Raw genomic sequence first — 24,912 nt, 5'->3', positions numbered from 1 at the left:
GCCCGTGCAGAAGCGGGCAAGGGTGAGGTTGTTCGCCTATTAAAGGAGGTCGTGAGCTGGGTTTAGACCGTCGTGAGACAGGTCGGCTGCTATCTACTGGGTGTGTAATGGTGTCTGACAAGAACGACCGTATAGTACGAGAGGAACTACGGTTGGTGGCCACTGGTGTACCGGTTGTTCGAGAGAGCACGTGCCGGGTAGCCACGCCACACGGGGTAAGAGCTGAACGCATCTAAGCTCGAAACCCACTTGGAAAAGAGACACCGCCGAGGTCCCGCGTATAAGACGCGGTCGATAGACTCGGGGTGTGCGCGTCGAGGTAACGAGACGTTAAGCCCACGAGTACTAACAGACCAAAGCCATCATTCATACGCACTGTGACTCATTCACCGACGATTTACTCGTCGCTGAACGAGTCCAGGCGCAAACTGGATCGCACGAACACACGGTGGAAGAGACGACCGACCGAGACTGGTACTTTCGTGGTTCGAATCCGCGACTCGGCGTTAGGCGGCCACAGCGGCGGGGTTGCCTCCCGTACCCATCCCGAACACGGAAGATAAGCCCACCAGCGTTCCGGCGAGTACTGGAGTGCGCGAGCCTCTGGGAAATCCGGTTCGCCGCCACCATTCATACCTTATTCACTCATCGAAGAGAGGCATCTCTCTCCGGTGGGCTTTCGATTTTTATAAGCAGTGCGTAACTACGTGGTCTGACCGAAAGGGTACTGTATGACTCGCGAGGTCAAGCTAAACGAACTTACGGCGCTTCTCGAAACAGCGACGTACCCCCTGCCGGTTGAGACCGCCCAGGCGGAGTTCGACGATGTACAGCTCGTGTACGCAGACGGCTCCGAACCGTTAGCTGCGCTACTGGATCGGGTCAATGATGAGCAGTTCGACTCACCGGACGAGGCACAATCATCCATCTACAGTACTATCCCAGTTGAAGGAGTCGGTGAACCGGGCCAGTCTGAGGGTGAGGGCTAACTGAATTCGCTACGCTTAAACGACCGAGTTGATTACCCCTATTCGTGCCAAGGTGGCAGAGTCTGGCCTAACGCAGCGGCCTGCAGAGCCGCCCATCGCCGGTTCAAATCCGGCCCTTGGCTTCCTCGTCTCTTACACCCCCGAGAAGTGCCGGTATGTAACTGTTACCTGCCTTTCTCTGTAGACTCGACGTTGTGAACTGTTGCTCGAAAACGGTTGCATACAGGATCAAGACTCTATCGAAGAATACAGTACGGACAGTCCGCTCATGAAATCCGTTTCGACGGGGCAACGCCCGACGTAGTGGGATCGCACGAACTATAGTAGCCATTGAAAGTCAATGCACACCTGATCGCACGACGGCAGTGCGATCAGTGTGTAAATCGTTTCAATTGTTACTATACTGTTACGGCCACAAACTGGTTCCCGGGACATTCGAAGCTGGAGTTAGCAGAGATGGGGCGGCGGAGAAAGGTGGATGCCGCTGCTGACCCGGTATCAACTCTTATTTGTCGGCACCAGTATTACAGTTGCAATGGGGTTGTTGGGACGGGAAACACGGCGGACAGTCGTCGACAACTACGAACTGCTACTGATTTGTCTGATCGCCATCGCTGCGGTTGGCGGATATCTCACGTATACGGGCCACGTTGCTCCGGGAACGGACACAACTACGCGTCAGGTGTCGTCGTGGCAGTCGTCCGGATCGTTCTCCCACAATGCGACAGTTCGCAACGGTACCTCGGCGTTTCCAGAGGGTGAAGTGCTCGAAGATCAACCTGTGTATCTCCGGACGGTCGCCCCCGTATTGGACGGCGCGTTCACGTACACGTTCAGCGCCAGCAACGAAAGCGATCTTACGGCCTCGGCTGACGTGTTCGTTCAGTATCGCTCCGTCGAATCAACCCAGAACGGAGAGCTCGTCTACTGGGAGGTCAAACGACCACTGACACAAGGCACTGTGCAGTCGCTGGCCGCGGGTGAGCGGCTGACGGTTCCGTTCTCGCTGAATGTCAGTCGCGCAGCCGAAACTGTTCGACGTATCGATTCGGAACACGGCCAGACGTCCGGTCGACTTGAGATGGCGGTGGTCTCTCAGGTGGCTCTTTCGGGGACGCGAAACGGGCAGTCGGTCGACACGACTCGGACGTATCGCCTCCCGATTATCCCGAGTCAGAGCAGCTACCGGGTCGAAAACGCTGGCCCGGTTCCGAACAGTGGTGACCGAACCGTCGAAGCGCAGGTCGAAAAAGCGTATGGACCGATCTGGACTCTCGGTGGCCCAGTGCTCCTGCTTGGTAGCTTTAGTGGTGCTGCTGCCCTCGTCTACGGGCGCACGACCGACTATCTCACACTTACCGACGCCGAGCGCCGATGGCTCGCATACAAGTCCGCCCGTGAGGAGTTTGACGATTGGATAACCGTCGGCCGGGCTGATCCAGTCGACGACGACATCTGGACAACTTCAGTTGATTCGCTCGTCGGGCTCGTGGACGTCGCAATAGACACCGAGGAACGTATCATCGAGTCAGATAGCGATTCTGAACTCATCGTGTACACTGGTGACCGACTGTTTCGGTACGCGCCTCCGCCAGAACCCGGAACTGATTCGACTGTGGGAAACAGTGGCGCTGAGACGCCGGACTGACCGAGTTGTTTTACTGCTCTTCGGTGCCGCCGTCGGCAGCTTGCAGTTCGGGCAGTGCATCGAGTTCTGGGACCAGCCGGTACCCGGTCCCCGTGCCGACTGCAGCGGAGAACGCGAGCGCCGCAACCAGCTGCGAGACTGGGCCGAAGCCAGCGCCTGAGGCAGCTGCCACGACAAGAACCGTGAGTACGATTCCGGCAAGACCGATCGCGGTCTCGCGGACAGCGACGCGCCGGAACCGGCGACGGCGGTCACTCGGTTGCGTCTGGAGTACCGGGAGGACATCGTGATATCGCGTCTGCACGAGGTAGTTCGTCACTACGGCGAGCAGGCCAGCGATGAACGCCCACGGCCCCCAGCTAATTCCGAATGCCGGCTCGAAGCCGAGCGTGAATCCGTTCGGTTCGGCTGACTGTTGACTTTCGGGTGTCGTCGGCACGGGCTCAGCGCCACCGCCGGCCACGGTTTCGGGTTCTTCTTCGCTGGTGGTGGGTGTCTCAGCCGGTTCGTCGGTCGACGTCCCGACACCAGTACCGCTGCCACCGCTTCCGCCGCCAGCGGCTGTTTCAGTCTCGTTCCCGTCATCGTTTGCGGTCCCGTTCGTCGAGTTACTGTCCGTCGGCGTTGGCGTCGGCGTCGTGGGATCGCCCCCGTCCTGCGTACCACTCCCATCATCGTCACTGGGTGGCACACTGCCACCACCGCCACCGGTTGACCCACCGCCGCTCCCACCGTTGCTCTCGTCCCCTTCGGTTGACTGCTGTTCGGGAACAGGGGCGGTGATCGATATCGTGCCAGTGAAGTTGCGCTCCGCTGGCGTCACTGCCAGCCCAAAGCGAACTGATTCGTCGGGCTCCAACGAGACGGTGTCGCCGGCGACTTGTGCTCCAGTGTCCATCCGGTACATGCGAACTGTTTCCGGCTCGCTGTCCAGTTCGACGGTAGCGGCACTATCAGTTCCCTCGTAACCCGCAAACCCGACGACGAACAGGTCATCGACGCGGGTCTGACCGTTCGGGAGCACTGGTGAAAGACTGATGCGTAGCTGCCCTGTCTCGTCGTATTCGGCGTACTGGTCCCCGTTTACCGTGTCAGCGGGAGCCAAGTAGACGCCGGAGTTCCGGTCGGGTGCAACCTCGTCGCCGTCGATGAAGGCACCTGTTGCCATAGCGGTCCCTGCGAGGAGGACGACCGCTGCCATGACGGCGACGAGAGTGCGATTCATAGTTGGTTGTGTCGTGCCGACTGCGTTGGATCTTCGTGTGTGCCTGTATCTGGGCCTGTTGGTCGGCGGCCAGCGCCGGAATCGCGTTTCACTTACTGCTGGACCGCCTCGACGACGAAGGTCACGTCGCTGATCTCGCTGAGATCGTCGCCATCGACGCCGTCATCTCGGAGGTCGACAACGATGTCCAGTTCCACGGTGTCGCTGTAGCCGCCGTCTGAACTCCCGCCGTCGGGGTCGAGCGCGATAGCCTGGTCCGAGCCGACAATCGAGACGCCAGCGGATCCCTCCCGGAAGTCCAGAACTTCACCGTTTGTGGGGTCATCCCCAACCCCAGTAGTGCTGTCATCAATATAGAGGTTGACCTTGGATTGGCTGTTGTTGTCGACCTCCAAAGCGTTCTCGAAGCTGGTCTTCGCTTGTTCGTTGAGATTCGTCTGTTCGAAGTTGATGATATCAACCGACTCGTTTGTGTCCGTCCCGACGATGCTCGTGGCACCGCTCCCCGGGCTGAACCCCACCTGTGCCGACCCGGTATCGCCGGTGACTTGGAGATTGACGTTCCGGTCTGCTTCGATAGAGGTGAACGCACCGGAACCAAACACCGCACCCGTCCCCACACTGGCCGCACCAATACTAAGGAGAAAGCCACGCCGATTCATTGGAAGCTAGTTCACGGCATAGCGGCTTAGTACTGAACAGCGTTAGCGGCTTCAATGAGTGCTTTAGCCGGGCTAATGCAACAAAATAGTAAGTGGTAACCTCTCGATAAGCGAACTGAACATGAAACTGAACCGTAGAAGCGTACTCGGTCTCATCGGGACAGTCGGTATCGGATCTGGCGCGGCGTTCGGCTCTGGTGCATTTAGCACTGTCAGCGCAACGCGTGAAGTCGAAGTCAACGTCGTTGGCGCTGACGGCAACGGCTCCGAGATCGCAACCGAATTTACTGACGTGCTTGTCGACGCGTCCGCCGATGAGGTTGCGCTTCGGAATAGCAACGACGATCTCGTTACCGACGCTACGACCCTGTTTCCGACGAGTTCTGACTCTCTTACTACCGACGGCGGCACGACTGTTTCGACTGACTACGTAAGCCTCATCGCGAACGACGTATCTGTCGTCTTTGGATACGAGGACGGTGGAACCGACGAACGGCTGATGCCAAACAGTACGTACGACTATGACAGTGGGTTCTTCAAACTGGTCAACAACGACGGAAACTCGACGGCGTTCAACGTTGAGCTGAGTACCGGCAGCGGCCTTCTTTCCGATATCAACGGGAGCGGCGATACCCACAGCGAAGAGGTGTCTGCGGGCGGGGTTTCTGATCTCTCTGCAACCCTCGAAACGGGCGACAGCGCCCAGGAAACCGAAGACCTGACAATCACAATCACTGAAGTATAACGGGTTGGCTCTGCTGTCCGACTCCCTCACCTACCATGCCCTGCTGTCGGCAGACGCCTGCCTCTGGCGATGGATGTCTAGCGTAGAAAATACAGTTACTTACCATTTACAATCAAATACGAACAAAAAATCTATCAAGTAGTGCAGTTTAAACAGGAACATGGGACAGGTGGGGGTTAGCCGGCCAGAAGAGCGACAGCTATCGCGTGATGACGTATACGACATACTGAGCAACCAACGGCGCCGGTACGCTTTACACGCGATAAAACAGGAGGACGAGTGCGCCGAACTCTCTGACCTTGCCGAGCAAGTCGCTGCGTGGGAAAACGACAAGTGCATTCAGGAGATCACGTCCACGGAGCGACACCGCGTGTACACGTCGATGCAGCAGACACATCTCCCGACGCTTGAACGCGCGGGAGTCATCACGCACGACAACGGGACAGTTACGATGACCGATACAGCTGACAGCCTTGACGTGTACCTTGACGTCGTCCCGGGGGATTCGATTCCGTGGGCGGAGTACTATCTCGGGCTCGCCGCTGTTTCGTTAGCGCTCGTCGTCGCTGTCTGGGTCGGTGTCTTTCCACCGTCGGTTCCGTCGCTCGTGTGGCCGACGGTCATCACGCTGCTGTTTCTCGTCTCTGCGGCGTATCACGTCAAGGAGACTCGCCGGCTGCAACTCGGCGCAGCCGATAAGCCACCGGAGTTGTCGGAATGAACAAGAAGTGGACCCGACGTGGTGCACTCGCGTTCATCGCCAGCGGTGCAGGACTGCTCGCTGCCGAAACAGCCGGTGTCACTACCATCGACGCAAAGCGGTCCAGTAACCTGAAAGCGACCGACGGCAGCGATGCACTGCTTGGTATCGACATCGGGCCGGACAGTGACACGGATGACCAGAAGGTCAGTGGCACGGACGGCCAGCAGGTGACACTGGCAACGCTCACCAACAACTTCGACCAGCAACTTACGAGTGTTCGTGTCAGCCCCGGTCCCGCTCCACCGTTCGAAACTGTCCAGACGCCGAACAGGCTTCTGCCGGGCGAGAGCGGCGATGTCACAACGACGCTCGCCTGTGACTCAGAAGGGAGTACCACTGTCAACCTTGATATCACTGCTACCGGTACCGACCAGCGTGTCGAACTGAGCCGATCGGTTTCAGTTGAGTGTCGCGACCCCAGGGTGTCGTGGTGGCACTTCGAAGATGTTAGCAGAACGGATATCCCGGATTCCTGGGCCGCTGGCAACGATGGTGAGCGAGACCGTAGTCTTGACCCGGACAGTGACCCCCTTTATGAACCGGATCTAGCGACATCCAGTCAGGGCCGCGGTGAAGTGCTCAATTTCGATGGTGACGACGTCGTCACCGTTCCCGACGACGATACACTCGACTTGACTGCTGATTTCTCGCTCTCTGCCTGGGTATTCCCCCGAAGTCAGAATGGCCTCACACGACTGTTCAGCAAGTGGAACTCCCGTGGCGACGATAGCTATCAGTTCGGCTTCGGTGGTGGTTGGAAGGGTTCGGACGACAGAGAACTGCTCATCGAGACCACCGACGATAACAAACTCACGGGTGTTTCGCTGACGAAGAACCGGTGGGCACACGTCGTGTGGACCCACGGATCACAGGACAGGGTGTACGTCAACGGGGCGCAAAAGGGGCCGACGTTTTCGCTCCCCGATGCGCAGGCGTCCGAACAACCGCTTCGAATCGGCACCGGCATCAACCCCGGTGGGAACGCTATCTACGGATTCAACGGTGCCATGGACGAACCCAAGGTGTACGACGCCGCGCTCACCGCCGAGCAGGTGAGCAATCTCTACAATTCAAGCACGGCAAGTGCAGGTGGTGGCGGCGGCGATATCACCGGATGAACCCGCGATCATTCACGCCTAAGCAGGCGGCGTACCTGTCGCTTCAGCGGGACCGACCGGTCCCGGCTCCGCTCGCGCGTTGTTCCGAACCCGAAGGTCGCCCCAACTGCCGCTGTGAGGCTTCCTAACACCAGGAGATTGAACGCTCCGAGGGCCACCAGCGGGTGGACTCCGTGCAGCCCCGCGATGACGCCCGGCGGTGCTAGCAGGAAGTATCGATGCTCTTCGACGGTCACGACCGCCTGTTCGCCCGGTGGTGGGGCGGGCACCGACAGCGTTGCCGTCGCGGACCCGCCGCGCTGGACGACAAGCCGGTTACGGTCCATCGCCGCGTCCGGGTGCGATGATTCTAGGATAATGAGCATCGTTACCAGTCCGCCGTTTTCGGCAGTGAACTCGCTTTCGACGGTCTCCCCGGGCGTGACATCCTCGCTAGTGCTGTCGATGGTGACGCTGTGAGTGCCGCTCGGAGCGACCATCGCCGCGTTGGCTGGGACGAGAATCAACACTGCCAGTGCGAGTATAACCGTCCAGCCATTGATGGCGTCCCCGTCGCGCGAACGAGTCCGTTCTCTGGTCCGCTCCTCGCTGGCCCGGAAGCTGTCGACGAAGACGAGCAGAAACAGTCCGAGCCCGATAGAGATGAACAGTCCACTGAGTCCCTGTCCGCTCGTCAGGTCGCTGTTGCCCGGCCCGCCAATCAATACCAAGCCGCTTTCTGCCGCCGTTCGAGCGGAGCTGATGGCGGTGCCGAGACCGGGGAGCCGGACGACCTGTCCGTTGATCTGGAGTGCTGTCGCGACGACTCGGTCGTCCGTGACAACCGGCTCACCTCCGCTCTGGTCTCTGAACGGGTTGTTGTCCCCTTTCGTGATGTAGCCGCCGTCGGTCTCCGCGACAACCCGGTGTGTGGTCAGTCCGCCGCCCTGTAACTCGACCGCTTCGAACACGATGACGTCCCCCGGCTCGATCTCGCCAGCGACGGGTGCAGGAACGGCGACGAACGCGTCGCCCGTGTTCAGCGTCGGTGACATACTCCCTGAAGTCACGTACCCCAGCAGGATCGGCTGTCCGAGGAGCTGCCCGATAACGAGGGAGAGAACGACGAGGACAGCAAGCAGGGTGAACGCGTCCTCGACGGCCTGCCGCAGCATACCTGCAGTAGCCGGTCACAGGTTTTCAACCCTCCGAACAGCGGAGCAGTCGACGCAGTCGCTCATTATTCGAAGCGTACGAAATCGGCGCGTGGGGTCTCTGCGCGCGACGCACTGTCGTATGGTGACCGCGTGGCAGGCCAGTTCTGGTCGACCATATCACTGACCGTCTCGATCACTCTGTTTCGACAGGGATCGTGTGGATCTGCCGGAGCGGTTCGATGTGTGCTTTCGCCGCCTCGTCCAGTGGAAAGGTCCCGTGGATGTCGGCCGGGACCTGGCCGTGGACGACACGCCCGAACGGCGCGGCGGCGGTGGGATACACCTGCTCGGCCAACCGGGCGACAGGGGCCGCGACATCGAGGCCTTCCAGCGCTTCCTTCACAGCCGCTTCGCCGACGTGGACGGACTCCCCGTCGATCAGTATGAACGCGAACGGCGGGTCGTCGAACTGCGCCCGGAGGAACGCCTGAATCGCATCGGACTCCCAGGGGACCGGCGTGATGTCCGTGGCACAGCGGGTTACCGTCTCGGCAGCGCGCCGGAACAGGTCGGTACTGCCGTCGTAGACGAGAAGCGACTGAGTCACACCCCCTGTACGGGTTTGGGCCGTTTGAACGTTGTGTAGTGTCACAACGGCTTATGCTTCTGCCCCTCTACGTTTCTGTATGGACGCACGGGACGAACCGATGCCCAGACTCGCCCGGCGACTCGAAACAGTACTGGAGAGCGCGCTTGCCGATAGCGTGTCGTGGACGGTCACTACTGACGGCCCAGTCGTCGCTCGACTGCCCGACCGCGAGTTCGCGTTCGAGCGGAACGATAGCCCGGATGGGTACCGGTGGACAGTCGTGTTACGCGCGGACGGTGCGGTCGTGAGCAAGTTCGGGCAGTTCGAGACGGTCGATAGCGTTGTCGAGCGGGTCGAATCGCTCGCCCACTCCGACGCTCGGTACACGGTTTGCTGTGACGGCTAACTGTCCCAGCGCCAGAACTACCCAGCAAGCGAATTCAGTGACCACGTTTCAGTCAGCGACACGTCGCTCGTGGGTAATCTCTATACGAATCCCGTACCAACGAGCAGGCGTATGAGTCTGCTCAAGAACAAGCACCTCCTCAACGGGATCGTCTCACTGGTCGTCAGCGTCGGTATCACTGTCTGGCTGGCCGACGACGAGGACGCGCCGTGGAGCCTGACTGACATGGCCATGGCCGTCGCTATTTCGTCGTTCCTGTCCGGCTTTTTCACCAGCTACTTCGCCGACTGACGCCCGGTGACTCTCTGGACGGGGGAACACCGATGCCGTTCCGGCCCGTCCGACTAGTATGGACGAACCAGAACCCGTCGACGACTGGCCCAACCGCCCGTTCTCGCCGACGGAAGCCAGTGCCCTGCTGGATGACATCGACGGCGCTGTCGCGGTCTGGGTGATGCACCACGACAACGACGTTCGGTCGGCCGTCGTTCTCGATGACGCCCCCGAGGACGCAGTCATCGACATTGTCGTCGAGACTGAGGCTGCCTTCGAAATGTACAGTTACACGAGCGGCGTGTGGATGGACTACGGCACGCAGCGGAAGGACGACTCGGATGCCCCGTCGATGGCAGGAACGCTCGACAGCTACGACGTTCTCGCTGGCGAGTCTGATACAGCCTGACCCGATACATCGACACCGCCGTTGCCGGGTCGAGACGCCCCTACCACCCGTCTATCAAGACACTCGAAAAGTAATCATTAAACGGCGCGGCGACTGACCCTCCTGATATGCAACGACGAGCCGCGGCGGCGTACTTCGCGTTCTTCCTCGTTATCAGTGTTGCTGCGTACGCCTACATCGGCGTCGCGGAGAGTCAGCGGCCGGCGGTGTCGCTCGACGCTGACGCCGAACTGACGAACGAGAGTACGTTCACTGTCGACGGAACGGAATACACAGCCACGAACATCCACATGTCCGGCGGCGGCGGTGGCGGCCACGGCGGCGGCGGTGGCAGCATGGCAGCTGACCTCTCGTGGACGAACGAGTCGTCACGGTATACAGCGACGTTAGAGCACAACGCCACGACGACCTACCAGAACGACACCTATCGCGTCCACACTGACGGTAACGAGAGCACGGTGACGCTCGAAGAAGAGCTCAACGTCAGCGCGCTCCTCGTCGAGGACTCCTCGGTCCAGAACACGCTGGCGACCCAGAACGGGACCGAGTACGTGGTCTATCGGTCGAACAACACGCAGGTCCCGCTGAGTGACTGGCTTCCGGAGCCGGAGACGGTGTCGTTCACCACCGGTGATACCTACCCGCACGCGACCGATAGCGGCACCCAGGAGACCACGATCTCCGAAGTGACCGACGACGGCGCGACCCTCGAATGGTTCGAACCGCGCGAGAACACAATCGAGCTCTCGGAAGGTGGGAACGTCACGCTGAACGAGCAGCAGTTCTTGACGCACTTCCCTGACGATAGCACTGTCCAGATCGTCCCGATTCAGCAGTACGACCAGTACCAAGAGACGCTCGACCAGCAGGACTACTTCCACGAGCGGAAGAACGGCATCTGGGGCGTCTCGATACTCTCGGGCATCGCGGCCGTGCTGATGCTTGGGATGGCGTACATGCCCGTCCGCGGATAACAAGCCGTCTGTTTTCGGCTCTGTTCTCGGCGACTGACTTATGCGTCGGCCGCCCAGCTGATGTACGCTAGTCCGACACCGAGCACGCTCATCAGGACCGCCGCGACCATCTGTACAATCGCCGCTGCCATCGACGCGTGCGTCTGCCACGGTGTGCCGGCCACCGCCGCGAGCGTGGCGACGACGAGCAACACGCCGACAGTGACACCTAGCGGGCGCAACGGCTGTGCGAGTACGCGCTGAACCGTACCGGTAGTTCCGTCCATACTGGTGCCATCCGCCGTCTCGGTGGTAAATGAACCGGTCTCGAACTCTGTCCTGTCGCGCTGCTTCTTGTACACAGAACAGCGGGCCGGGAGGGAGTTGAACCAGAGGAAGACATGCTCGCTCACACTCGTTCGCTGTGCGTGCCTTCCAGGGTTCAACTCCTCCATCGCGTTGCCACTGCTCACTGTTGTTCACAGGGCAACGGGCCGGGAGGGAGTTGAACCCCCGACCATCTGGTTAAAAGCCAGACGCTCTGCCTAACTGAGCTACCGGCCCTCGCTATTCGCTCGGGGGAGCGGCGATTAAGACCTTACGGTCCGTCGTCGAAGTACGACTCGATAGCCTCGCTGATGACTTCTCCGGGGGAGGCCCCATCGAGTGCGGCCTGTCGGCGGAGTCGACAGTAGGCGTCGCGGCCGAGTTGTGTCCGCAACTCGCCCAGCGCGTACCCGTTTCTGGCGAGCGCCGCGTCCACGGACGCGCCGTCGTTGACACTGCTGGCAACGGACCGGATCTGGCGGACGGTGAGGTCGTGGTCGAGGGCGGCCCACGCCAGCAGGAGGCGGGATTCGCCGGAGACTCTGGCGATGTGTTTGGCCGCCGTCGGCGCAATTTCTCCCTTGGCGACGTGAATACGGACGGACCGCGGGAGGTCGTGCACGCGGGACCACTTCCGGATGAACGAGACCGACGCCTCTCCGCCGGCCCGTTCGGCAGCGGCCTTGTAGGACCCCTCACCACGGACCAGGGCTGCACACGCGGCTGCGCCGCGCAGAATGAACACGTTGTCGTCGGCGCCGGCGGTGTTCTCGGAGAACTTCTCGACCGTTCTGGCGGCGAGCTCGAGGCTCTCGGAGTCGTCGGGATCGAACTCGATGGCCTCCTCGGGCCGCTGGCCAGTGAGTGCCGGGTCCCCGCGGATGACCGGTTTACCGACCGGTGATTCACGGTCGGTCGATGGAACGTAATTGTCGGGCCCCTCAGGCATCGATACGTGCTTGGGGAGCACTGCACAAAAGTATCCCGTACAGGGGTGTCATACAGGCTATTGTAAGTCATTCCGGGATTTCGCCGACCCGGGCCGGCGCACTTAATACGCAGTCACAACAGTCTGTATCAGTCGTCAGAGGCGCTCTCGCGCTCTTCGCTCATGTGCTCCCAGATCTCTGTGCAACCGCAGCCGTCCTCGACGTTGTCGAGGTGGTCTGTGGTCGGCTCTTCGCGTTCGGCGTCGTCGTCGTGGGTCTGTTGTGCGTTCGTCATCGTTTCTGGCACAGCAGCGACCTGCGTGGCCGCCGCGTGGTGTCGTACTCCTTCGTAACGCCCCCACTATCTTAAACACGGACTCTCCTGTAAGCTTGGCCCGCACTGCGACTTACAGGCAACATATGTTTGTATCTCGTACAGGTCCCACCAAATAGTGGGTCATTATGTTCTGATACACTCACCGCATGACTGCGGTGGATTCGTCCCGATCCGGTGATACTTGCGACCGCCGATGCTCTCAGGTATCTCTGGAATCTAATGAGATGTAATGACGACCGACGTTCACCAGCTCGACGACGGGGCCTGGATTTCCGTCAACGACTCGCGGGAAGTGAACGTCTCGGACCTGTGGTTGTTAGCTCGAAGCGACTTCTGTGGGTGTGAGACGACGGATTTCCTCGCCGAGGGGTTCGTAAAAGTGGGCGTGGATTACCCGGATATTCAGGCGCGAATTGCCGGTCAGTGTATCGCCTGCGGTGAAAGCGGTGTTACCGACTGGCTGACGGTCGGCCGCGTCGTAGACCCCGAATCCGGTGAGTTCTACGGCGTCGTCCACGAGAGCGTCCATTTTCCGGAGAAGCGAACCCGGCTTGCCCATCCCGAAGAATAGGCAACAATCTCTTGTTTCGGGGAGTGGTGGCGACGGTTGACGGCAAAGTGTGTTGTATAAGTCTGTGAGACTTGTGGAAGAACACATTAGCTATGCCCAGTAAAGTCGAGAAATGGAAGGACGAGGTCTACGGTAACGAAATCCGGGAGCATCTGATGGAGTTCGCAGAGAAGGGCTGGGACGCCATTCCGGAAGACGAGCACGACGCCTGGTTCGAGCGCTTCAAGTGGTGGGGCCTGTACCACCAGCGCTCCGGCCAGGAGTCCTACTTCATGATGCGTATCGGGACGCCAAACGGCGTCATCAAGCCCGGCCAGCTCGAAGTCATCGGCGAAGTCGCGAAGGAGTACGCGACCGGCCCCGTCGATAACCCCGAGTTCGGCGAGGCTTACTGTGACTGGACGACCCGCCAGAGCATCCAGCTCCACTGGATCAAGCTGGAGGACATCCCGGAAATATTCGAGAAGCTCGAAGCCGTCGGCCTGGGAACGCAACAGGCCTGTGGTGACTCCTGGCGGAACATCGTCGGCTGCCCCGTCGCCGGCAAGGACAAACACGAGCACGTCGACGCCTGGCCCGTCGCCGAGGACCTCCACGAGACGTTCAAGGGCAACGACGACTACTCGAACCTCCCGCGCAAGTGGAAGGTCGCCATCGCTGGCTGTGACGAAGGCTGTGGCCAGGGCGACATCAACGACCTCGCCTTCGAGCCGGCCGAGAAGGACGGCGAACTCGGCTTTAACGTCCGCATCGGCGGCGGCCTCTCCCGCAAGGAACCGCGCCTCGCCCGCGATATCGACGTGTGGGTCCCGCCGGAGCAGGCCGCCGACGTGGCCCACGGCATGTCCGCGCTCTTCCGCGACCACGGCGACCGCGAGGACCGCTTCAACGCCCGCATCAAGTTCCTCATGGACGAGTGGGGCCCCGAAAAGATGCGCTCGGTCCTCCAGGACGACTACGTCGACTTCGAACTGGAGACCGCCGGCGAGGACATGCGCGACCAGTACAGCTACAACACCGGCTCCCAGGACGGGCACAACGACCACGTTGGGATCCACGAGCAGAAGGACGGCAACTACTACGTCGGCCTGAACGTCCTGGTCGGCCGGATGGGTGCCGACGACGTGCTCGAACTCGCGGAACTCGCCGACGAGTACGGCTCCGGCGAGGTCCGACTGACCCAGCGCCAGAACATCATCGTCACCGACGTCCCCGAGGAGAACCTCGACGAGTTCACCAGCGAACCCCTGCTGGAGAACTACTCCCCGGACCCGTCGCCGTTCATGCGCGGGTCCATCGCCTGCACGGGCACGGAGTACTGCTCGCTCTCTATCGTCGAGACGAAGAACCGCCAGGTCCGCTACGCCCGCTGGCTCAAGGACAACGTCGAACTGCCCGAGGACCACAAGGACTTCCACATCCACCTCTCGGGCTGTACGGCCTCCTGCGCCCAGCCCCAGATCGCCGACGTTTCCCTGCGTGGCATGAAGACCCGCAAGGACGGCGAACCGGTCGAAGCGCTCGATATCGGCCTCGGCGGCGGCCTCGGCGACGACCCGCGCTTCGCCGACTGGGTGGAGATGCGCGTCCCGGCCGACGAAGTCCCCGGCGCGATCAAGAACCTCGTCAACAACTTCAAAGAGGCACGCGAGGGCGGCGAGACCTTCCGTGACTTCGTCGAGGACCGCGACGAGGAGACGCTGGCCGAGATGGTCGACCCCGAAGAGACGGACTACCACGACCCGTACATGCACAACACGAAGATGACGTGGTACCCCTACGCAGAGGACGACGACATGCAGGCCTCGCCCGCGCCCACGAACGGGCAAGGCGAGCCGCTGCCCTCTGACGACTAAGGCGTACTACTGGGCATTCGCACCTCGGCTTTCGCTGAATCGTGCGGTCGTCCGGGTTTTGATTAGCTGTCGCATTTGTCTGTGGCCGGGAGCGCGCTCCGTCGCGCGACCCGCCGTCAGAGCGCTGCTCTGACGAGCCTTCGTTCGCTTCGCTCACGAAGACGGGGAAAGACAGGTCTACCTCTGAAGGGGTACACAAGTTTTGCAGTCGCTGTTGTGGGCATACCGCGAGCGAAGCGAGCGGTTTCACGCGAATCGCGGCGCGATTCGCGCTTTTTTCATCGACGTTTTTTGGCCGGGGTTGAGCGCTCGCCATCGGCGAGCGCGATGCCCCGGTGAAAAAAGGTCGTTGGTAAGCCTTATTCGCCGCACTGGCATAGCAGTAAGTGGCAGCGGGAGGCCGGCTCCCGTGGCGCAAGCCATGAGGAAAGTCCCCCCACCTGTCGGACAGGTGACCGGGCGCAAGCCCGGGGCGGGAGACCGTCGGCTCTGGAACAGCAACGACACGTCGTCGCCGGACCGATGAGGTGTGCGAATCCCGAGCGAGGCTGGTCGTGCCCCACCAGACGGTGCGGCACGCGGCCAAAGCGAGGGAGAGGTAACCCACCGAGGGCAGTCGCGACCCGGTGACTCCGGGGCGCGCAGTTGTGGACCACATCCGTGCTCCACCCGTGGGCCGCAGACGCCCCACGCATTCCGTGGGCCGCAGACGCCCCACGCATTCCGTGGGCCGCAGACGCCCCACGCCTCCGGCGACGGACCGATGGAACGGCGAAACCTCACCGGTGCAAGGCCGCGTCGACAGGTAGTCCGACGCCGCGCGCAAGCGCTGGACGTGGCCGCTCAGCCGAATGCTGGCCCGAACAGAAGGGGGCTTACTCCCCGCAGCCACTGATTCTGATAGCGGCGGGTCCGATGGTTACAAGCCCGCGCCGGCCGCAGGCCCGTGTATGACCGCAGCCGACCTTATCGACGACGTTCGTGACGACCAGCAGACGGAACTCTCCCGACTGGGCTCCTCGAAGACGCTGTACGCCGACACCCGCGGCGAGATGGAACCGGACGTAGTGCTGGCGGCGGCGGCCGCCCGCGAGCAGGCGGCCCACGACACGTTCGACGCCTGGAGCGACGACGACCACGACGACGCGGCGGCGCTGTTTGCCGATGCGGCGGGCGAGACGGCCGAGCGCCGCGACAGCCTCGGCGCCGACCCGGTCGACCGGACGCCGGCGATGCACGACGTGCTCGCTGACCTCGACGGGACCGTCGAACGCCTCGGCGGCTTCGTCGGCTGGTCGCTCGTCGACAAGAAGGTCAAAGAGCAGTACACCGGCTTCTTCACCGGCCAGGCGGACCCACAGACGGCGAGTACGTTCCGCAGCGCTGGCAGCGACGTGGTGGACCTCCGCAACGAGGCCGCCGAACTGCTCGATGCGGTGTGTGAGAGCGACGACGACTGGGACGCCGCGGCGGCGGCTGCTATCGACGTCATCTCGACGGCCTACGACGAGTACTTCGAGACACTGGAAGACCTCGGCGTGAACCCGAAACCGGTCTGCTAACCCTTCACGAACCACGCGGCTCAAGTCCGTCCAGCCCGATGTGTGGGTAATGAGCGACACCGGCGGCCCACTCTCTATCGACCGACCAGATGTCGACCGCGAGTTCCGCGTCGACGCCCCGTTCGAGCCCGCAGGCGACCAGCCCGAGGCCATCGAAGGGCTCGCGTCGGGCTATCGCCAGGGGATGGACCGACAGACCTTGCTCGGTGTGACCGGCTCCGGGAAGACAAACACCGTCTCGTGGGTCGTCGAGGAGATTCAGCAACCCACGCTCGTCATCGCCCACAACAAGACCCTCGCGGCCCAACTCTACGAGGAGTTCCGCGAGCTGTTCCCGGACAACGCCGTCGAGTACTTCGTCTCCTACTACGACTACTACCAGCCCGAGGCCTACGTCGAGCAGACGGACACCTTCATCGACAAGGACGCCTCCATCAACGACGAGATCGACCGGTTGCGCCACTCCGCGACGCGCTCGCTGCTCACCCGCGACGACGTGATCGTCGTCGCGTCCGTGTCGGCCATCTACGGGCTCGGTGACCCGCGCAACTACATCGACATGTCCCTCTCACTGGAGGTGGGCCAGGAGATCGAGCGCGACGACCTGCTCGGGCAACTGGTCGACCTGAACTACGAGCGCAACGACGTGGACTTCACGCAGGGGACCTTTCGCGTGCGCGGGGACACGCTGGAAATCTACCCGATGTACGCCCGCTACGCTCTGCGCGTGGAGTTCTGGGGCGACGAGATCGACCGGATGCTGAAGGTCGACCCGCTTGAAGGCGAGGTCAAAAGCGAGGAGCCAGCCGCCCTGCTCCACCCGGCGGAGCACTACTCGATTCCGGAACAGCGGCTCCAGCGGGCCATCGACGAGATCGAAGAACTGCTGGATCAGCGTATCAGCTACTTCGAGCGCCAGGGTAACCACGTCGCCGCCCAGCGCATCGAGGAGCGGACCACGTTCGACATCGAGATGATGCAGGAGACGGGCTACTGCTCGGGCATCGAGAACTACTCGGTCCACCTCTCGGACCGGGAGACGGGCGAGGCCCCCTACACCTTGCTGGATTACTTCCCCGATGACTTCCTCACGGTCGTCGACGAGTCCCACCAGACGCTCCCCCAGATCCGCGGCCAGTTCGAGGGCGACAAGAGCCGCAAGGAGAGCCTCGTCGAGAACGGCTTCCGCCTGCCGACGGCCTTCGACAACCGCCCGCTCACCTTCGAGGAGTTCGAGGAGAAGACCGACCAGACGCTGTACGTGAGCGCGACGCCGGGCGACTACGAGCGCGAACACAGCGACCAGGTCGTCGAGCAGATCGTCCGTCCGACCCACCTCGTCGACCCGGCCGTCGAGATCGCCTCGGCGACGGGACAGGTCGAGGACCTGCTGGAGCGCATCGACGAGCGCGTCGAGCTCGACGAGCGGGTGCTGGTGACCACACTCACGAAACGCATGGCCGAGGACCTCACGGAGTACCTCGAAGAGTCCGGCGTGAGCGTGGCCTACATGCACGACGAGACGGACACGCTGGAGCGGCACGAACTCATCCGCTCGCTCAGGCTGGGCGAGATCGACGTGCTGGTTGGCATCAATCTCCTCCGGGAGGGGCTGGATATCCCGGAAGTGTCGCTCGTCGCGATTCTCGACGCCGACCAGGAGGGGTTCCTCCGCTCGGAGACGACGCTCGTCCAGACGATGGGGCGCGCAGCCAGAAACGTCAACGGCGAGGTGGTGCTGTACGCCGACGAGCGGAGCAACGCCATGCAGTCGGCCATCCAGGAGACCCAGCGCCGCCGGCGCATCCAGCAGCAGTACAACGAGGAACACGGCTTCGAGCCGACGACCATCGAGAAGGCAGTCGGCGAGACGAACCTGCCGGGGAGCAAGACCGACACCGGCGGCATCTCGGGCGATGGCGCGAGCGACGCTGACGAGGCCGCCCGCCAGATCGAGCAGTTAGAGGAGCGCATGCAGGAAGCCGCGGACAACCTGGAGTTCGAACTGGCTGCGGACATCAGGGACCGCATCCGGGAACTGCGCGAGGAGTTCGACTTAGACGGCGGCGACGACGGCGACGGCGTGCCGGCGCCCGGACCGGAGTTCTGAGCCGGCCGCTACTTCGCGGACGCTGTCGCCCGATACTCTGGGTAACCCCTTTGTACACTGGAACAAAATGGGACGTATCCTGAACGTAGCCGCGTCGGGACCAAACCATGTCTGCGTCCATTCGTTCGCTGGGTCGTCACGTCTCGCCGTCCGGGCTCGTCGTCGCCGGACTGGGATTCTTTCTCACCAGGTTCACCGTGACGCTGGCAGTCGCGGACGACCCGGCGACGTTCGTCTTCGGCGGGGTTCTGCCGCTCGTACTCGGGCTGGGACTGTCCGCCTTCGGCGTGGCACTGACCGTCGGTGAGTTCGAGGGGCCGTTCGTCCGAACTGTCGCGCTGTGGTGTCTCGCGGGCACCGGCGCGATGTTCGTCCTCGTCCTGTTGACGCTGGTCAGCAATGGGAGCATGGGGCCGCTGTCGTCGGGAAGCCGGACGTACCTGTCGAACTTCCTCATCGGCGGCGCTGTCGGCGGGACGCTCACCGGCGTCTACGCCGGGCGGTCGAACCAACAGCGACACGAACTTGAACAGCAGGCCGCACGGCTCGACTTAGTCAACCGCATCCTCCGCGACAGGGTATTGAACGCGCTGACGGTCATCCGCGGGCGCGTCGAGGTCGCACAGGACCGGGAGGACGTCGGGACAGCCGACGCCCTGTCGGTCGTCGACGACCGGTCGGCCGGCGTCCAGCAGGTTGTCGAGAACATGAAACACATCACTCGGGGCGGGACGGACCTGTCACTGAACGCCGTACCCGTCGTGCCTTGCGTCGAGTCAGGTGTCAACACGGTCCGAGAGAAGTATCCCGCTGCCGAGTACGACCTACAGACTGACGTGCCCGCGGACCTGCGGGTGCGGGCCAACACGATGCTCGACAATCTCATGGCGCATCTGGTCGAGAACGCGGTCGTCTACAGCGACAGCGATCAGCCACGGGTCGCGGTGTCGGTCACGGAATCCGGGGATACCGTCGCTATCAGTGTCAGCGACAACGGACCGGGATTGCCCGAGCGGCAACTCGACCTACTGGCGCGCGGCGAAATCGGCTCCTACGAGGACCGGTCGACTGGCTTCGGGCTGGACCTCGTTCGCCTGCTCGTCCGGAGCTACGGCGGACAGACGGCGGCTACCGTGACCGATGCGGGGACGACAATAACGCTGACGCTCCCGCGGGTTTCGGCGGACGGGGGCGTCGTGCTTCCGGACGACGAGGTGTACGGGCTCTCGCCGCGGCGCATCGGCGTCGCCGCCGGCGCCTCGGTCGTTGCCGCCGTGGTGATGGGCGTTCCGTACCAGCTCTTTTCGGGGAGCGTGCCGGTCATCGGGGCGCTGTACGGTGTCCAGAACGCCCTGGTCGGCTGGATAACCCACAGCTTCCACAGCGTCGTCTTCGGGCTCGTGTACGCCGCGCTGGTCCAGACCGCGCCGGACCACGTCTCAGACCGGATACGGTACTACGGCGTCGCCGTCGGCTGGTCGCTCGCGCTCTGGCTCGTCGCGGCCGGCTTCATCATGCCGGTCTGGCTCTCGCTCGTCGGTATCGAAGCGAGCCTGCCGAACCTCACCGCCCTCACGCTGGTCGGCCATCTCCTCTGGGGTGGATCGCTCGCCGTCCTCTACCGTGCCGGATGCCGTCGCCTGGATATCTGAATCTCAGAGGGGTGGCACGGCCGCCACCCGTGCCTGGAATCAGCCCGACTTGGACTAATACAACCAAAATTGTTTTACGCGCTACTGTAGTTGTATAGCGTGATGACACGCGTCTCGCTCCCACACGACGCGAAGGCCGGTCCCACCAAGCCGGAGGTCCGGGCCGTCCTCGCCAGCAAACTCGCTCTCACCGGGTCCGACCACTTCGCGGAGGTCGGTTCCTGTACCGGTGCCGTCACTATCACGGCGGCGCGCCGGGCCGGGCGGGTCACTGCGCTCGAACGCAAGGGGAACCGACTCGACGTGACTCGCAAGAACCTCGCCGCCAACGACGTCGACGCCGATGTCGAACTCCGCGAGGCCGAGGCCCCGGAGAGGTTGCCGGACGACGCCGACGCGCTCTTTCTGGGCGGGTCGCGCAACTACGAGGCCGTCCTCGACCACGCCGTCGAGACCGGTGTCGACCGTATCGTGATGAACGTCTCGCGGCTGGAGGTCGCCGGCGCAGCCACGGAGGCCTTCCGAGAGCGCGACATCCTAGAGGAGGTCGTCCAGTTCCAGGTGAGCCACGGCTACGAACTCGCCGGTGCGACGAGTTTCAACTCGGAGAACCCGGTGTACATGCTCGTCGGCAGCGCCAGTGAGGACGTGGCGGCCGACGGCGGGTCGCCGGCTGATTCTGGGGCCGCAAACGGAGGCCAGCGATGACCCTCTACGGCATCGGCCTCGGTCCCGGCCAGCCCGACCTTGTGACCGTCCGCGGGAAGCGCGCCCTCGAATCCGCCGACGTGGTGTACTCGCCGGGGCGGCTCTCGCGCTCGGTCGCGACCGAGCACGTCCCCGAGGAGCGCATCGGTGACCTCGACTTCCCGATGACGCGCGACGAGGACAAACTCCGGTCGGCGTGGAAGGAAGCCGCCGCCGAAATCGCGCCGACGGCCCGCGAGGGCGACGCCGCCTTCGTCACGCTGGGCGACCCGAACGTCTACTCGACGTTCGGTCACCTCCGGCGGACCCTCGCCGCGTTCCACCCCGAGGTCGACCTCGAAGTGGTCCCCGGCGTCAGCGCCATGTCGGCGTTCGCGACGGCGCTTGGCGTGGAAATCACCGCGGGGTCGAGCTTAGCGCTGCGGGAGGCCGACCGCGGCGCGTCGCCGACGGGGCCGGACCGGATGATTCTGTTCAAGGTGACCGACGCGCCGGCTACCCACGAGGGGCTGGTCGAGGCCGGCTACGACGTGGTGTACGGCCGCCGGCTGTTCATGGAGCAGGGCGAGACCGTCGTAACCGACGACCCGAGCGAGATCGACGAGCGAGACTACTACACGCTGGCCTACGCCGAGAAGCCCGAGACCCGCGTCGAGCAGGCGACCGACGCCTTCCTCGAAGCGGCCGACGAGAGCGGCGTCGTGACCGACGGCGGCGAGAACGGCTCCGGGGCGGTAGTGCGACAGGAGCGCTCCGAAGCCGCCCTCTGTGGCGACGAGGTGAAACATGACTGAGAAGACTGATGAGACTGGCGAGACGGACCCGCAGACGGCCATCGACTCCGTCGCCGGCAACCGCGACGACCGCGTCTACGAGCACAACGCCGGCGACGAGCAGGAGGGCATCCCCTTCGTCGGGGCCGGACCGGGCAACCCCCGGCTGCTGACCGTCGCCGGCCGCGAGCTACTGGCCGACGCCGACCTCGTGGTCCACGCCGGGTCGCTCGTCAACAGCGAACTTCTAGAGGAGTACTGCGCCGACGCCGAGACAGTCTCCTCCATCGGCAAGGACTTAGAAGAGCTGATTCCGCTGATGCGGGACGCCTACGAGGACGGCGACACGGTCGTCCGCCTCCATAGCGGTGACCCCGCGATTTATGGAGCCGCGCTGGAGCAGATGGACGCGCTCGAACACGAGGGCGTCCCGACCTACATCGTCCCCGGCGTCACCTCCGCCTTTGCTGCCAGTGCTACGATGCGGACCCAACTGACGCTGAACGAGGTCGCCAACCACGTCGCCTTCACCCGCCCGCAGGGCAAGACCCTGGACGAAGACGAGGACCACATCTCCGAGTTCGTCGGCATGGGCGACGTGACGACCTGCATCTACCTCGGGACCCACGCTGTTTCCGAGACGATGGACCGCCTACTTGAGGACGGCCACGACCCCGAGACGCCTGTTGCGGCGATTTATCACGCCTCCTGGCCCGACGAGGACGTCATCGAAGGGACGATTGCGACCATCGGAGAGAAACTGGAGGACGCCGGATATCGCGCCTCCGCGATGGTCGTGATTGGGGACGCTGTTGGTGGTGAGGACTACGAGCGCTCGTTCCTCTACGGCGACTGGGCGAACCGGGGCAGTGATTCGGGTGACAGTTCGCAGGAGGCTGACGACTAGGATGGTTCGTCCGTATCGAGTACAGCCAGAAAGCCCCCGGTCGCTCCAGTCGAGGACCTCGCCGCGCGCGCTCGCTGCCCTCGCGTGCTCGCGTCGGTCGTCTTCCCGGAGCGACCGGCCCCTTTCAGTCCACCCTACAGCACCGCACTCCACTGCGAGCCACACACCTCCCCACCCGATTGCGCTGCTCGCTCGCTGGACTCGCTGTGCTGCTCATCCCTCGCACAGTTTTGGCGCGCCATCCGAGCGCGCCAGCGCGCGCCGACAGCAGTCGAGAATCGAATCGCAGACAGGACCCAGGCGGCTTCCTGGCCGACAGTCGCCTGGGGAAGTTTCACTGGCCGGAGCGAACCCATGAGCACTGACACAGACAACGATTCCAGTTCGAACAGTTGCAAAGCGCCCGACTCGGACGGCGAAGTAGCCGAAGACATCGCCATCGTCGCCTTCGAGCGGAAGATGGACACCGCCGAGGACATCGTCGACGGCATCGGCGACCGCTATGAGTCCATCGACATCCTCGAATACCACGGCGACGTGTTCGAGGAGTACTGGGGCGAGTACGACTGCTTCATCGGCCTGATGGCCAGCGGCATCGCCATGCGCAAGACGGCTCACCTGCTCGATGACAAGTGGGACGACCCGGCCATCTGTGTCGTCGACGAGGAACTCACCTGGGCCATCCCCATCACCGGCGGCCACCACGGCGCGAACCAGGTCGCCGACGACCTCGCGTCGATGGGCGCAGTGCCGGCGATGACCACCGCCTCGGAGGCCGCCGACAAGCAAGGCGTCGAGAAGCAGGCCAAGGCGCTCGACGCCCACGTCGTCAACGGCGACTCGACGGTTGCGACGAATCTCGCCGTCTTGGACGACGAACTCGGCCCCGTCGAGCGCCTCGACGGGCCGAAGGCCGTGCTGGTCGACGACGATGTGACCGTGCTCAAGCGCAACAAGGACGACGGCGTCGTGCTGGGGTGCGGCAGCGTCGCTGGCGCGGATGTCGAGCAGTTCCACGCCGCCTGGGAACAGGCACTGGACGAGGCCGACTTGGACCGCGACGACGTGGAGTTCATTGCGACGGGGACTCGGAAAGCCGACGAAGACGGGATGCTCGCCGCCGCCGAGGAGTGGGGCCTGGGCGTCATCGCCTTCGAGAAGGAGACGCTGGAGGAGTTCGAGGGACCGACCCCCTCGCGGTCGAAGGAACTCATCGGCTGGCCCGGCATCGCCGAGGCGTCGGCCATCGCTGCCGGCAGCGACCACGACCTGTTTGCCGAGAAGACCCGCTACGACGAGGCCGTTACCGTCGCTATCGGGCGCTAACCTCGACGTTTTCCGAGAGTCATGTTCTCAGCTTCGGTTTCCTGTCACCGAGCGACCGCTGAACTATCTGTGGCGATGATTGTACGGCCGTTTCGCGTTCATGTCACTGTACAACTCTAAACTTATTTATTATGTGAGCCTGTGGTGACAAATGACGCATGACAACACTACTCGAAGGGAAGACGGCGGTCGTTACGGGCGGCGCGAGCGGATTCGGCCGGGCCATCTGCCGACGGTACGCGGAGCACGGTGCTAACATCATTGTCGCGGACCTGCAGGAAGAACCACGCGAGGGCGGCGAACCGACGCACGAACTGGTCAACGCCGAGACAGACCAAACAGCACACTTCGTCGAGTGCGACGTGACCGACCCCGACGACCTGGAGGTGGCCGTCGCCGCGGCCGAGGAACTGGGTGGTATCGACATCATGGTCAACAACGCCGGCATCTCCGAGATAGCGGACTTCTACGAGACTACAGAGGAGGACTACAACCGGCTGATGGACGTGAACACGAAGGGGGTGTTCTTCGGCGCGCAGGTCGCCACCGAACGGATGCGCGAGAACGGCGGCGGCACCGTCATCAACATGTCCAGTTCCGGCGGCATCCGCGGGACTGGGCTGCTGGTCAACTACTGCACCTCCAAGGGCGCGGTCCGACTGTTCACGTACGCGCTTGCGGACCGCCTGAGCAACTACGACATCCGGGTCAATGCCATCCACCCGGGCTACAGCAAGACCCAGATGTTCGAGGACGAGCGCATCGACGACACGACGAAGATGATGCTGAAGGAACTCATCCCCTCCGGCCGCTTCGGCGAACCGGAGGAGATCGCCGACGCGGCGACGTTCCTCGCCAGCGACATGGCCTCCTACGTCAACGGCGAGAGCCTCGTCGTCGACGGCGGGCTGTCGAACACCTGACCGAGAGGGTATCGA

The 24,912-nt window shown here is 62.9% G+C and carries 26 protein-coding genes, 2 tRNA genes, 2 rRNA genes and 1 other RNA gene; 23 read left to right on the top strand and 8 right to left on the bottom strand.

All coding sequences use genetic code 11. The features are described 5' to 3' along the window. The 5 genes from VI234_RS14385 to VI234_RS14365 all read left to right on the top strand — a co-directional run. A 23S ribosomal RNA gene (locus VI234_RS14385) occupies window positions 1-369 on the top strand; the annotation flags it as partial. 137 nt (window positions 370-506) lie between these two features. After that, a 5S ribosomal RNA gene (gene rrf / locus VI234_RS14380) occupies window positions 507-629 on the top strand. 102 nt (window positions 630-731) lie between these two features. Beyond that, a complete protein-coding gene (locus tag VI234_RS14375) occupies window positions 732-989 on the top strand; it encodes a DUF5789 family protein (protein ID WP_008311400.1) in 258 nt (85 codons plus the stop codon). 46 nt (window positions 990-1,035) lie between these two features. Then, window positions 1,036-1,111 (top strand) — tRNA-Cys (locus tag VI234_RS14370). Window positions 1,112-1,524: 413 nt separating this feature from the next. Continuing rightward, window positions 1,525-2,637, top strand: a complete 1,113-nt coding sequence (locus tag VI234_RS14365; RefSeq protein ID WP_336330399.1) for a DUF5305 domain-containing protein — start codon at window positions 1,525-1,527, stop codon at window positions 2,635-2,637. Window positions 2,638-2,647: 10 nt separating this feature from the next. Here VI234_RS14365 and VI234_RS14360 read toward each other — a convergent pair whose 3' ends face one another. Both VI234_RS14360 and VI234_RS14355 read right to left on the bottom strand, forming a co-directional pair. Then, entirely contained in the window at window positions 2,648-3,862 is a 1,215-nt protein-coding gene (locus VI234_RS14360; protein WP_336330398.1) for a hypothetical protein, read from the bottom strand. A 92-nt stretch (window positions 3,863-3,954) separates the two neighbouring features. After that, window positions 3,955-4,482, bottom strand: a complete 528-nt coding sequence (locus VI234_RS14355) for a hypothetical protein (RefSeq protein WP_204366249.1) — start codon at window positions 4,480-4,482, stop codon at window positions 3,955-3,957. 163 nt (window positions 4,483-4,645) lie between these two features. On the opposite strand from VI234_RS14355, the gene VI234_RS14350 reads away from it, so the two are divergent. From VI234_RS14350 to VI234_RS14340, 3 genes are all read left to right on the top strand, one after another. Beyond that, window positions 4,646-5,269 (top strand): hypothetical protein, encoded by a 624-nt coding sequence (locus VI234_RS14350; RefSeq protein ID WP_191906030.1) that lies wholly within the window; start codon window positions 4,646-4,648, stop codon window positions 5,267-5,269. Window positions 5,270-5,429: 160 nt separating this feature from the next. Further along, entirely contained in the window at window positions 5,430-5,990 is a 561-nt protein-coding gene (locus VI234_RS14345) for a DUF7344 domain-containing protein (RefSeq protein ID WP_008311391.1), read from the top strand. Then, window positions 5,987-7,150 carry a LamG domain-containing protein gene (locus VI234_RS14340; protein WP_336330397.1) on the top strand — a complete coding sequence of 388 codons (1,164 nt, stop codon included), beginning with the start codon at window positions 5,987-5,989 and terminating at the stop codon, window positions 7,148-7,150. Before VI234_RS14345 ends, VI234_RS14340 begins: the two co-directional genes overlap by 4 nt. 8 nt (window positions 7,151-7,158) lie before the next feature. Here VI234_RS14340 and VI234_RS14335 read toward each other — a convergent pair whose 3' ends face one another. Together VI234_RS14335 and VI234_RS14330 are read right to left on the bottom strand one after the other, a co-directional pair. Further along, entirely contained in the window at window positions 7,159-8,304 is a 1,146-nt protein-coding gene (locus tag VI234_RS14335) for a signal peptidase I (protein WP_336330396.1), read from the bottom strand. A 175-nt stretch (window positions 8,305-8,479) separates the two neighbouring features. Beyond that, complete coding sequence (locus tag VI234_RS14330; protein WP_336330395.1) at window positions 8,480-8,893, bottom strand: hypothetical protein; 414 nt, start codon at window positions 8,891-8,893, stop codon at window positions 8,480-8,482. Window positions 8,894-8,972: 79 nt separating this feature from the next. Here VI234_RS14330 and VI234_RS14325 point away from each other — a divergent pair, with 79 nt between their 5' ends. From VI234_RS14325 to VI234_RS14310, 4 genes are all read left to right on the top strand, one after another. After that, window positions 8,973-9,281 (top strand): hypothetical protein, encoded by a 309-nt coding sequence (locus VI234_RS14325; protein WP_008311386.1) that lies wholly within the window; start codon window positions 8,973-8,975, stop codon window positions 9,279-9,281. A gap of 111 nt (window positions 9,282-9,392) precedes the next feature. Then, window positions 9,393-9,572, top strand: a complete 180-nt coding sequence (locus VI234_RS14320; RefSeq protein ID WP_008311385.1) for a hypothetical protein — start codon at window positions 9,393-9,395, stop codon at window positions 9,570-9,572. A gap of 58 nt (window positions 9,573-9,630) precedes the next feature. Beyond that, complete coding sequence (locus tag VI234_RS14315) at window positions 9,631-9,963, top strand: hypothetical protein (protein ID WP_008311384.1); 333 nt, start codon at window positions 9,631-9,633, stop codon at window positions 9,961-9,963. A gap of 107 nt (window positions 9,964-10,070) precedes the next feature. Continuing rightward, window positions 10,071-10,937, top strand: coding sequence for a hypothetical protein (locus VI234_RS14310; RefSeq protein ID WP_336330394.1), 867 nt, complete (start codon window positions 10,071-10,073; stop codon window positions 10,935-10,937). Window positions 10,938-10,975: 38 nt separating this feature from the next. Here the strand turns inward: VI234_RS14310 and VI234_RS14305 are convergent, their stop codons facing one another. The 4 genes from VI234_RS14305 to VI234_RS14290 all read right to left on the bottom strand — a co-directional run bounded on the left by VI234_RS14305 (window position 10,976) and on the right by VI234_RS14290 (window position 12,467). Further along, a complete protein-coding gene (locus tag VI234_RS14305) occupies window positions 10,976-11,389 on the bottom strand; it encodes a hypothetical protein (RefSeq protein ID WP_336330393.1) in 414 nt (137 codons plus the stop codon). 17 nt (window positions 11,390-11,406) lie between these two features. Next, window positions 11,407-11,480 (bottom strand) — tRNA-Lys (locus VI234_RS14300). Window positions 11,481-11,514: 34 nt separating this feature from the next. After that, window positions 11,515-12,192, bottom strand: a complete 678-nt coding sequence (locus VI234_RS14295; protein WP_008311381.1) for a DUF7119 family protein — start codon at window positions 12,190-12,192, stop codon at window positions 11,515-11,517. Window positions 12,193-12,320: 128 nt separating this feature from the next. After that, complete coding sequence (locus VI234_RS14290; protein WP_008311379.1) at window positions 12,321-12,467, bottom strand: hypothetical protein; 147 nt, start codon at window positions 12,465-12,467, stop codon at window positions 12,321-12,323. Between the two features lie 271 nt (window positions 12,468-12,738). Here VI234_RS14290 and VI234_RS14285 point away from each other — a divergent pair, with 271 nt between their 5' ends. From VI234_RS14285 to VI234_RS14235, 11 genes are all read left to right on the top strand, one after another. Further along, a complete protein-coding gene (locus VI234_RS14285) occupies window positions 12,739-13,080 on the top strand; it encodes a hypothetical protein (RefSeq protein WP_008311376.1) in 342 nt (113 codons plus the stop codon). 92 nt (window positions 13,081-13,172) lie between these two features. Then, window positions 13,173-14,936: a nitrite/sulfite reductase gene (locus tag VI234_RS14280; protein WP_008311374.1), complete on the top strand. Its 1,764-nt coding sequence runs from the start codon at window positions 13,173-13,175 to the stop codon at window positions 14,934-14,936. A 388-nt stretch (window positions 14,937-15,324) separates the two neighbouring features. After that, an RNA gene (gene rnpB, locus VI234_RS14275) (RNase P RNA component) lies at window positions 15,325-15,826 on the top strand. A 60-nt stretch (window positions 15,827-15,886) separates the two neighbouring features. Then, window positions 15,887-16,498, top strand: coding sequence for a hypothetical protein (locus VI234_RS14270; RefSeq protein WP_008311373.1), 612 nt, complete (start codon window positions 15,887-15,889; stop codon window positions 16,496-16,498). A gap of 49 nt (window positions 16,499-16,547) precedes the next feature. Continuing rightward, window positions 16,548-18,608 (top strand): excinuclease ABC subunit UvrB, encoded by a 2,061-nt coding sequence (gene uvrB, locus VI234_RS14265; protein ID WP_336330392.1) that lies wholly within the window; start codon window positions 16,548-16,550, stop codon window positions 18,606-18,608. 107 nt (window positions 18,609-18,715) lie between these two features. Further along, window positions 18,716-20,260, top strand: coding sequence for an ATP-binding protein (locus VI234_RS14260; protein ID WP_336330391.1), 1,545 nt, complete (start codon window positions 18,716-18,718; stop codon window positions 20,258-20,260). 102 nt (window positions 20,261-20,362) lie between these two features. Then, window positions 20,363-20,968 (top strand): precorrin-6Y C5,15-methyltransferase (decarboxylating) subunit CbiT, encoded by a 606-nt coding sequence (cbiT, locus tag VI234_RS14255; protein WP_336330390.1) that lies wholly within the window; start codon window positions 20,363-20,365, stop codon window positions 20,966-20,968. Next, entirely contained in the window at window positions 20,965-21,762 is a 798-nt protein-coding gene (locus VI234_RS14250; protein ID WP_336330389.1) for a cobalt-factor II C(20)-methyltransferase, read from the top strand. Before cbiT ends, VI234_RS14250 begins: the two co-directional genes overlap by 4 nt. Beyond that, window positions 21,755-22,648: a cobalt-precorrin-4/precorrin-4 C(11)-methyltransferase gene (locus VI234_RS14245; protein WP_336330388.1), complete on the top strand. Its 894-nt coding sequence runs from the start codon at window positions 21,755-21,757 to the stop codon at window positions 22,646-22,648. The genes VI234_RS14250 and VI234_RS14245 overlap by 8 nt, the downstream gene beginning before the upstream one ends. 354 nt (window positions 22,649-23,002) lie before the next feature. Beyond that, window positions 23,003-23,974, top strand: coding sequence for a cobalt-precorrin 5A hydrolase (gene cbiG, locus VI234_RS14240; protein WP_008311362.1), 972 nt, complete (start codon window positions 23,003-23,005; stop codon window positions 23,972-23,974). A 158-nt stretch (window positions 23,975-24,132) separates the two neighbouring features. Next, window positions 24,133-24,897 carry an SDR family oxidoreductase gene (locus VI234_RS14235; RefSeq protein WP_336330387.1) on the top strand — a complete coding sequence of 255 codons (765 nt, stop codon included), beginning with the start codon at window positions 24,133-24,135 and terminating at the stop codon, window positions 24,895-24,897. Window positions 24,898-24,912 lie beyond the last annotated feature (15 nt).

The sequence above is a fragment of the Haloarcula sp. CGMCC 1.2071 genome, assembly GCF_037078445.1.
Taxonomy (GTDB): Archaea; Halobacteriota; Halobacteria; order Halobacteriales; family Haloarculaceae; genus Haloarcula; species Haloarcula amylolytica.
Note: the sequence above shows the minus strand (reverse complement) of the source record. Positions and strands in the feature narration are given on the sequence as shown.

Excerpts from the sequence above, each read along its gene's own strand:
- VI234_RS14260 (WP_336330391.1), top strand. The coding sequence starts at position 18,716 with ATGTCTGCGTCCATTCGTTCGCTGGGTCGTCACGTCTCGCCGTCCGGG.
- VI234_RS14245 (WP_336330388.1), top strand. The coding sequence starts at position 21,755 with ATGACTGAGAAGACTGATGAGACTGGCGAGACGGACCCGCAGACGGCC.
- VI234_RS14250 (WP_336330389.1), top strand. The coding sequence starts at position 20,965 with ATGACCCTCTACGGCATCGGCCTCGGTCCCGGCCAGCCCGACCTTGTG.
- VI234_RS14320 (WP_008311385.1), top strand. The coding sequence starts at position 9,393 with ATGAGTCTGCTCAAGAACAAGCACCTCCTCAACGGGATCGTCTCACTG.
- VI234_RS14285 (WP_008311376.1), top strand. The coding sequence starts at position 12,739 with ATGACGACCGACGTTCACCAGCTCGACGACGGGGCCTGGATTTCCGTC.
- VI234_RS14270 (WP_008311373.1), top strand. The coding sequence starts at position 15,887 with ATGACCGCAGCCGACCTTATCGACGACGTTCGTGACGACCAGCAGACG.
- uvrB (WP_336330392.1), top strand. The coding sequence starts at position 16,548 with ATGAGCGACACCGGCGGCCCACTCTCTATCGACCGACCAGATGTCGAC.
- VI234_RS14310 (WP_336330394.1), top strand. The coding sequence starts at position 10,071 with ATGCAACGACGAGCCGCGGCGGCGTACTTCGCGTTCTTCCTCGTTATC.
- VI234_RS14235 (WP_336330387.1), top strand. The coding sequence starts at position 24,133 with ATGACAACACTACTCGAAGGGAAGACGGCGGTCGTTACGGGCGGCGCG.
- VI234_RS14365 (WP_336330399.1), top strand. The coding sequence starts at position 1,525 with ATGGGGTTGTTGGGACGGGAAACACGGCGGACAGTCGTCGACAACTAC.
- VI234_RS14340 (WP_336330397.1), top strand. The coding sequence starts at position 5,987 with ATGAACAAGAAGTGGACCCGACGTGGTGCACTCGCGTTCATCGCCAGC.
- VI234_RS14290 (WP_008311379.1), bottom strand. The coding sequence starts at position 12,467 with ATGACGAACGCACAACAGACCCACGACGACGACGCCGAACGCGAAGAG.
- cbiG (WP_008311362.1), top strand. The coding sequence starts at position 23,003 with ATGAGCACTGACACAGACAACGATTCCAGTTCGAACAGTTGCAAAGCG.
- cbiT (WP_336330390.1), top strand. The coding sequence starts at position 20,363 with ATGACACGCGTCTCGCTCCCACACGACGCGAAGGCCGGTCCCACCAAG.
- VI234_RS14345 (WP_008311391.1), top strand. The coding sequence starts at position 5,430 with ATGGGACAGGTGGGGGTTAGCCGGCCAGAAGAGCGACAGCTATCGCGT.
- VI234_RS14315 (WP_008311384.1), top strand. The coding sequence starts at position 9,631 with ATGGACGAACCAGAACCCGTCGACGACTGGCCCAACCGCCCGTTCTCG.
- VI234_RS14360 (WP_336330398.1), bottom strand. The coding sequence starts at position 3,862 with ATGAATCGCACTCTCGTCGCCGTCATGGCAGCGGTCGTCCTCCTCGCA.
- VI234_RS14375 (WP_008311400.1), top strand. The coding sequence starts at position 732 with ATGACTCGCGAGGTCAAGCTAAACGAACTTACGGCGCTTCTCGAAACA.
- VI234_RS14350 (WP_191906030.1), top strand. The coding sequence starts at position 4,646 with ATGAAACTGAACCGTAGAAGCGTACTCGGTCTCATCGGGACAGTCGGT.
- VI234_RS14335 (WP_336330396.1), bottom strand. The coding sequence starts at position 8,304 with ATGCTGCGGCAGGCCGTCGAGGACGCGTTCACCCTGCTTGCTGTCCTC.
- VI234_RS14280 (WP_008311374.1), top strand. The coding sequence starts at position 13,173 with ATGCCCAGTAAAGTCGAGAAATGGAAGGACGAGGTCTACGGTAACGAA.
- VI234_RS14325 (WP_008311386.1), top strand. The coding sequence starts at position 8,973 with ATGGACGCACGGGACGAACCGATGCCCAGACTCGCCCGGCGACTCGAA.
- VI234_RS14295 (WP_008311381.1), bottom strand. The coding sequence starts at position 12,192 with ATGCCTGAGGGGCCCGACAATTACGTTCCATCGACCGACCGTGAATCA.